Annotated in this window: 7 protein-coding genes and 5 tRNA genes; 9 read left to right on the forward strand and 3 right to left on the reverse strand. The window is 57.7% G+C overall.

Annotated elements, in window-relative coordinates:
- Positions 1-63 precede the first annotated feature (63 nt).
- A tRNA-Lys gene (locus MHY24_RS10870) sits at positions 64-136 on the forward strand.
- Between the two features lie 30 nt (positions 137-166).
- On the opposite strand, the gene MHY24_RS10875 is transcribed toward MHY24_RS10870, so the two are convergent.
- Entirely contained in the window at positions 167-499 is a 333-nt protein-coding gene (locus tag MHY24_RS10875; RefSeq protein ID WP_005325826.1) for a metal-sensitive transcriptional regulator, read from the reverse strand.
- Between the two features lie 82 nt (positions 500-581).
- Here MHY24_RS10875 and MHY24_RS10880 point away from each other — a divergent pair.
- The 6 genes from MHY24_RS10880 to MHY24_RS10905 all read left to right on the forward strand — a co-directional run bounded on the left by MHY24_RS10880 (position 582) and on the right by MHY24_RS10905 (position 1,729).
- Positions 582-657 (forward strand) — tRNA-Glu (locus MHY24_RS10880).
- A gap of 35 nt (positions 658-692) precedes the next feature.
- Positions 693-766: transfer RNA gene (locus MHY24_RS10885), tRNA-Asp, on the forward strand.
- 58 nt (positions 767-824) lie between these two features.
- Complete coding sequence (locus MHY24_RS10890) at positions 825-1,139, forward strand: DUF4288 domain-containing protein (RefSeq protein ID WP_239230587.1); 315 nt, start codon at positions 825-827, stop codon at positions 1,137-1,139.
- 85 nt (positions 1,140-1,224) lie between these two features.
- Positions 1,225-1,298, forward strand: a tRNA-Asp gene (locus MHY24_RS10895).
- Positions 1,299-1,317: 19 nt separating this feature from the next.
- Positions 1,318-1,390, forward strand: a tRNA-Phe gene (locus MHY24_RS10900).
- 48 nt (positions 1,391-1,438) lie between these two features.
- Positions 1,439-1,729 (forward strand): GNAT family N-acetyltransferase, encoded by a 291-nt coding sequence (locus tag MHY24_RS10905; protein ID WP_239230589.1) that lies wholly within the window; start codon positions 1,439-1,441, stop codon positions 1,727-1,729.
- A gap of 39 nt (positions 1,730-1,768) precedes the next feature.
- Here the strand turns inward: MHY24_RS10905 and epsC are convergent, their stop codons facing one another.
- On the reverse strand, positions 1,769-2,332 hold the full coding sequence (gene epsC / locus MHY24_RS10910) for a serine O-acetyltransferase EpsC (RefSeq protein ID WP_034668818.1): 564 nt from the start codon (positions 2,330-2,332) through the stop codon (positions 1,769-1,771).
- Positions 2,333-2,402: 70 nt separating this feature from the next.
- Complete coding sequence (gene cysK, locus MHY24_RS10915) at positions 2,403-3,338, reverse strand: cysteine synthase A (RefSeq protein ID WP_239230591.1); 936 nt, start codon at positions 3,336-3,338, stop codon at positions 2,403-2,405.
- A 264-nt stretch (positions 3,339-3,602) separates the two neighbouring features.
- On the opposite strand from cysK, the gene ramA reads away from it, so the two are divergent.
- Positions 3,603-4,442 carry an acetate metabolism transcriptional regulator RamA gene (ramA, locus tag MHY24_RS10920; RefSeq protein ID WP_005325834.1) on the forward strand — a complete coding sequence of 280 codons (840 nt, stop codon included), beginning with the start codon at positions 3,603-3,605 and terminating at the stop codon, positions 4,440-4,442.
- A gap of 21 nt (positions 4,443-4,463) precedes the next feature.
- Positions 4,464-5,732, forward strand: a complete 1,269-nt coding sequence (gene murA, locus MHY24_RS10925) for a UDP-N-acetylglucosamine 1-carboxyvinyltransferase (RefSeq protein WP_239230593.1) — start codon at positions 4,464-4,466, stop codon at positions 5,730-5,732.
- The last annotated feature ends 344 nt before the right edge of the window (positions 5,733-6,076 follow it).

Here is a 6,076-nt window from a genome sequence, read left to right on the forward strand (position 1 = left end):
TCGCTTGCCGACGCCCCCTAATTAGGACTTTGCAAATACCGCAAGCTAAAATGTAGCGACGTTGGGCCTTTAGCTCAGTTGGTAGAGCTACGGACTTTTAATCCGCAGGTCGTGGGTTCGATCCCCACAGGGCCCACAACTGGAGCCACCTTTCGGGTGGCTCCTTTTAGTTTTTCACCATCTTCTTAATGGCGCGCATGGCCTCTTCTAGCTTCTCGGTGGCTACTTCACCGTCCTCGGCGGCGGCACCGGCCACACAGTGCTCAATATGGTCTTCCAGGAGCGCTAGCGAGACATTTTCCAACGCCGACTTCACCGCCGAAATCTGGGTAATGATGTCGATGCAGTATTGGTCTTCCTCGACCATCCGGTGGATGCCGCGCGCCTGCCCCTCAATGCGCTTGAGTCTGGCGAGGTAGCGATCCTTGCTCTTAGAATCCGCGTTATATCCGTGCACGTGCGGCTCGTGGCAGGAGCACGTTTGATGCTGGTCAGACATGGTTCCTAATCTTTCTGGGGGAGCGATTTTGTAACTAGGTGAGGTCTCCAGTATATTTCTAGAAGTCGCCTTAGCGCGACGGGCCCCCATCGTCTAGCGGCCTAGGACACTGCCCTTTCACGGCAGCGGCACGGGTTCGAATCCCGTTGGGGGTACCAACACGAAAATGTTGGGCCGAATTAAATATTCGATTGGCCTTGTGGCGCAGTTGGTTAGCGCGCCGCCCTGTCACGGCGGAGGTCGCGGGTTCAAGTCCCGTCAAGGTCGCAGAATGAGCAGCAATCGCTTCGGCGGTTGCTGCTTTTGGTTTTGCTAGGCTGGCGCCATGGAGCCATATGTCGGAATCGCTGTCTTTGAACTCGCCTCCGAAGGCTCGGAGCACTCTAACTTCTTCCGTGAGGACTTCTTTCTCATCTATGCAAATTCGGATGAGGAGGCGCACCGCAAGGCCGTTGAATGGACTCGCGAGCAGGAATATGAGGGCCTGAAGCTGCGCCACATTGTCGATGTCGCACCCACCCTCTACGGTCATGTGGATCGAGATTGTGACCTCTATTCGCGGCACTTTTCCTCGCTGGAAGACTACAAACGATTCGAGATGAACTTGGGTGGAAAAGATCCGCTTTCACCGCCTAAATAGCTTTCTGACGTGCTGATTTGGTGAGTCTTGGGAGTCTTCTGTAAAGTATCTATCCGTGCCCAAGAGCGCACACATAATTAAAAATGGCCCTGTGGCGCAGTTGGTTAGCGCGCCGCCCTGTCACGGCGGAGGTCGCGGGTTCAAGTCCCGTCAGGGTCGCGGAAACCTTCGGGTTTCTGGCCAGATAGCTCAGTCGGTAGAGCACACGCCTGAAAAGTGTGGGGTCGCCAGTTCGATCCTGGCTCTGGCCACAATAATGGCTCCTCGTAAGAGGGGCCATTTTTGCTTAGTATGGGCACATGGAACACGCTATTGCACACCAGACCGATAAGTCCCGTTACGTCCTTACCGTGGACGGCGTCGAGGCGGGCGCGTGCCACTACGTAGATGCCGGCACGGTCCGCGAGTTCAACCACACGGTCATCAAAGATGCGTTCCGCGGCCAAGGATTGTCCGCGCCGCTGATTAAGGCCGCGCTTGACGACGCCCGGGGCGTCGGCAAGCAAGTTATTGCTTCCTGCTCCGCCGTGGCACACTTTATAGAAAAGAATCCCGAATACCGCGACCTGTTGCGCTCAGAAGGCATATAAAAGCGGCCCACAGTTGCCTGTGAGCCGCTGGGAGAGAATTTAGATGTAGTAGTCGGGGTCGACCAGTTTGATGCGCTCATTCGGGTTGCGCGGACGGTTCTTGGCCGGAATGCCCACCGCGATATTTTCGGCGGGAACATCCTTCGTCACCACGGCATTGGCGCCAATGGCCGATCCTTCACCGATCGTAATGGGACCGAGCACCTTGGCGCCCGCACCGATAGTGACATTGTCTTCGATGGTGGGGTGGCGCTTGGTCTGGGTGAGCACCTGGCCACCGAGGGTGACGCCATGGTAGAGCATGACGCCATCGCCAATCTCGGCGGTTTCACCAATGACGATGCCCATGCCATGGTCAATAAAGAAGCGGCGGCCGATAGTGGCGCCAGGGTGGATCTCCACGCCGGTAAAGAAGCGGTTAATCTGCGCCAAGATGCGCGCGGGCCCGCGCAGCCCGCGCTTCCACATCCAGTGCGAAATGCGGTGAGACCACACCGCATGGAGGCCCGAGTACACTACTGCATTTTCGACGTCGCCACGCGCGGCCGGATCGTGATCTCTTGCATTTGCTAAGTCTTCACGGATGTAGCTCATAATGTTCATGCCCACATAGTACTGGCATAAAAAAGGCACCCGCCAAGGTTGGCGGGTGCTTTTATTCAAGCGAAGTAATTTAAGCTTCGCGGATGTCCTCGAAGAGGATGGTGGAGACGTAGCGCTCACCGAAGTCCGGCAGGACAACCACGATGGTCTTGCCCTCGAACTCTGGGCGCTCCGCCAGCTTCAGAGCTGCGGAAACGTTGGCGCCGGCGGAGATGCCAACCAGCAGGCCTTCCTGGGTAGCCAGGTCGCGGGATGCCTTGATGGACTCCTCGGTGGTGGCGGTAAAGACTTCGTCAAGAAGCTCGCGGTCAAGTACCTCAGGAACGAAGTTAGCGCCGATGCCCTGAATCTTGTGCGGGCCAGCGTGGCCTTCAGACAGGACAGGGGAGTCGGACGGCTCTACCGCAGCCAGGTGCAGGTCTGGGTTCTTGGACTTCAGGAAGCGGCCCACACCGGTAACGGTGCCGCCGGTGCCTACGCCCGCAACGAAGGCGTCAACCTTGCCCTCGGCGTCTTCCCAAATCTCTGGGCCGGTGGTTTCCTCGTGAATCTTCGGGTTCGCCTCGTTAGCGAACTGTGCGGCAAGGATGGCGTTATCGTTCTCGGTGACAATTTCATTCGCCTTGTCGACGGCGCCCTGCATGCCCGCAGCACCCGGGGTCAGCACGATTTCTGCGCCGTAAGCACGCAGCAGTACCTTGCGCTCATTGGACATGGTCTCCGGCATGGTCAGGATGACCTTGTAGCCCAAGGTGGCACCAGCCAGCGCTAGGGCGATGCCGGTGTTGCCGGAGGTGGCCTCCACGATGGTGCCGCCCGGCTTGAGCTGGCCGGCCTTCTCGGCCGCTGCAACGATGGCCTTGCCGATGCGATCCTTCACGGAGTTAGCCGGGTTAAAGGATTCAACCTTGGCAAGCACGGTAGCGCCCTTGCCCTCGGTAATACGGTTCAGGCGGACCAGCGGGGTGCCGCCGATGGTTTCCATGATGTTGTTGTAGACAGCCATTCTGTGGACTCCTTTGGGAATCAGATTTGGGTTCAAATCGCGTACAACGCAAGCGTACACTACACAAGTAGACCAGTCAGTATATAAATTCTAGACCGGACATTCGGGCATTTCATGTGGGATTGCAGCGCCGGATAAGGCGAGGGCGATTTCGAATTACCCCCACATGCTGTCTATACTTCCACTCAGTTGCCCGCTGGTCCCCAAATTCCCGGGGGAGGACGGGTACACCTGCTTGGTTACCCCCGACGAGGAAAGAGTCTCATGGAGTCGCATCGCCTCAAAGATGATGAAGAATCCGTACGCGCGGCCCTGTCGTCCCTGAAGACCGCTACAGGTATTCCGGTGACGATGTACGCCACGCTGCTGCCCGATAATCGCCTGCAGATCACACAGTGGGTGGGGCTACGCACCCCAGCGCTGCAGAATCTGATCATTGACTCCGGCGTCGGTGTAGGTGGGCGAGTGGTCAGCACTCGCCGCGCGGTAGGTGTATCCGACTACACTCGTGCCACCACCATTTCGCACGAGAACGACCGCGTAATCCAAGATGAGGGCCTGCACTCCATCGTGGCAGTGCCCGTTACTGTGCAGCGCGAAATTCGCGGCGTCCTCTACGTAGGCGTGCACTCCCCAGTTCGTTTGGGCGACAAGGTCATTGAAGAAGTGACGATGACCGCGCGCACCCTCGAGCAAGACCTGGCCGTTAATTCCGCCATGCGCCGTGCCGATGGGTCCAAGGGCGGAGCCGCCCGCGGCCACGTCATGAACGGCGCCGAGTGGGAACAGGTCCGCTCCACTCACTCCAAGCTGCGCATGCTGGCCAACCGCGTAGAAGACGAAGAGCTGCGCAAGGAGCTAGAGACGCTGTGTGACCAGATGGTCTCGCCGGTGCGCGTGAAGCAATCCACCAAGCTCTCCGCCCGCGAGCTCGACGTGCTCTCTTGTGTGGCGCTAGGCCATACCAACGTAGAAGCGGCCGAGGAAATGGGTATCGGCGCAGAAACCGTGAAGTCTTATCTGCGCTCGGTAATGCGCAAACTCGGTGCGCATACCCGCTACGAGGCTGTTAATGCTGCCCGTCGTATCGGCGCATTGCCCTAAGAACCGGTAGCGTAGGCAGTTGTGAAAGATCAGTTTATTGTTTCCGGCGGTGCCCGCCTAGAGGGCACCGTTAAAGTAGATGGCGCGAAAAATAGCGTCTTGAAGCTCATGGCCGCATCCTTGCTGGCGGAGGGCACTACGACGCTGACCAACTGCCCAGAAATTCTGGACGTCCCCCTCATGAAGAAGGTCCTCGAGGGGCTTGGCTGCGAGGTAGCCATCGAGGGCTCTGAGGTCCGGATTACTACCCCTGCACAGCCGCAATCCAACGCGGATTTTGACGCGGTCCGCCAATTCCGCGCATCCGTCTGCGTGCTCGGGCCTTTGACCTCCCGCTGTGGCCACGCGAAGGTAGCGTTGCCTGGTGGTGACGCAATTGGCTCCCGCCCGCTCGATATGCACCAGACCGGCCTGGAAAAGCTCGGTGCCACCACCCGTATTGAGCATGGTGCCGTCGTGGCAGAGGCTACACACCTGCGGGGTGCGAATATCCGCTTGGACTTCCCGTCCGTAGGCGCAACCGAAAATATCCTTACCGCTGCGGTCCTCGCTGAAGGGGAAACCGTTCTCCATAACGCAGCTCGCGAGCCTGAAATCGTCGATCTGTGCACCATGCTTAAGTCCATGGGCGCCGATATCGAGGGCGAGGGAAGCTCGGTGGTGACCATCCGCGGCGTCGATAAGCTGCAGCCCACCCAGCATGAGGTTATTGGTGACCGAATTGTGGCAGGCACCTGGGCGTATGCCGCGGCTATGACCCAAGGCGATATCACCGTGGGTGGAATTTCCCCGCGCCACCTGCACTTGCCGCTAGAAAAGCTGAAGTCTGCCGGCGCGGAACTAGAGACTTATGAGAATGGCTTCCGCGTGCGCATGGATCAGCGCCCGCAGGCCGTGGACTACCAGACCCTGCCATTTCCGGGATTCCCCACCGACCTGCAGCCGATGGCTATTGGTATCTCTGCCATTGCGGACGGAACGACCGTCATTACGGAGAATGTCTTTGAATCCCGCTTCCGCTTTGTGGATGAAATGCTGCGCTTGGGTGCCGACGCCCAGGTTGACGGTCACCATGTAGTAGTCCGCGGTAAAGAACGGCTCTCTTCTACTCACGTGTGGAGTTCCGATATTCGTGCGGGTGCGGGTCTTGTACTTTCTGCACTGTGCGCGGATGAAACCACTACGGTCCACGATGTCTTCCACATCGACCGCGGATACCCCAACTTTGTAGAAAACCTGCAGCGCCTCGGCGCCACAATTGAAAGAACTCAAGAAGAAGAACTCTTTTAACGACGCCCCCAGCACACCGTTTTTCGTCGTGTGCTGGGGATTTGTCATTGTTGGAGGGGTTGGACTACATTAATCCAAGTCGCCGCGAGGTAGCCGGGAGGTTACTTCTTTGCGAATTTTGTACGGGCTTGGTTCAAGGATTTGACAGGGTTCAATGATTTGAGTAAGTTTGTACGAGCCGCCAACGAGAGGTTAACGGAAAGTTAATTTTTTGTGGTGTGTGGATGATGTTTGAGAACTCAATAGTGTGCCAATGTACTTTTTATTTTTTGTGTGCATGGTTGTGTGTTGATTGGTTTGTCTGCCAGCAGGCTTAGTGGTTTGTTGGTTGGTGTGTGCCGGTT

The organism is Corynebacterium sp. ACRPQ, assembly GCF_022347225.1.
In the GTDB taxonomy this organism is placed as follows: Bacteria; Actinomycetota; Actinomycetes; order Mycobacteriales; family Mycobacteriaceae; genus Corynebacterium; species Corynebacterium tuberculostearicum_D.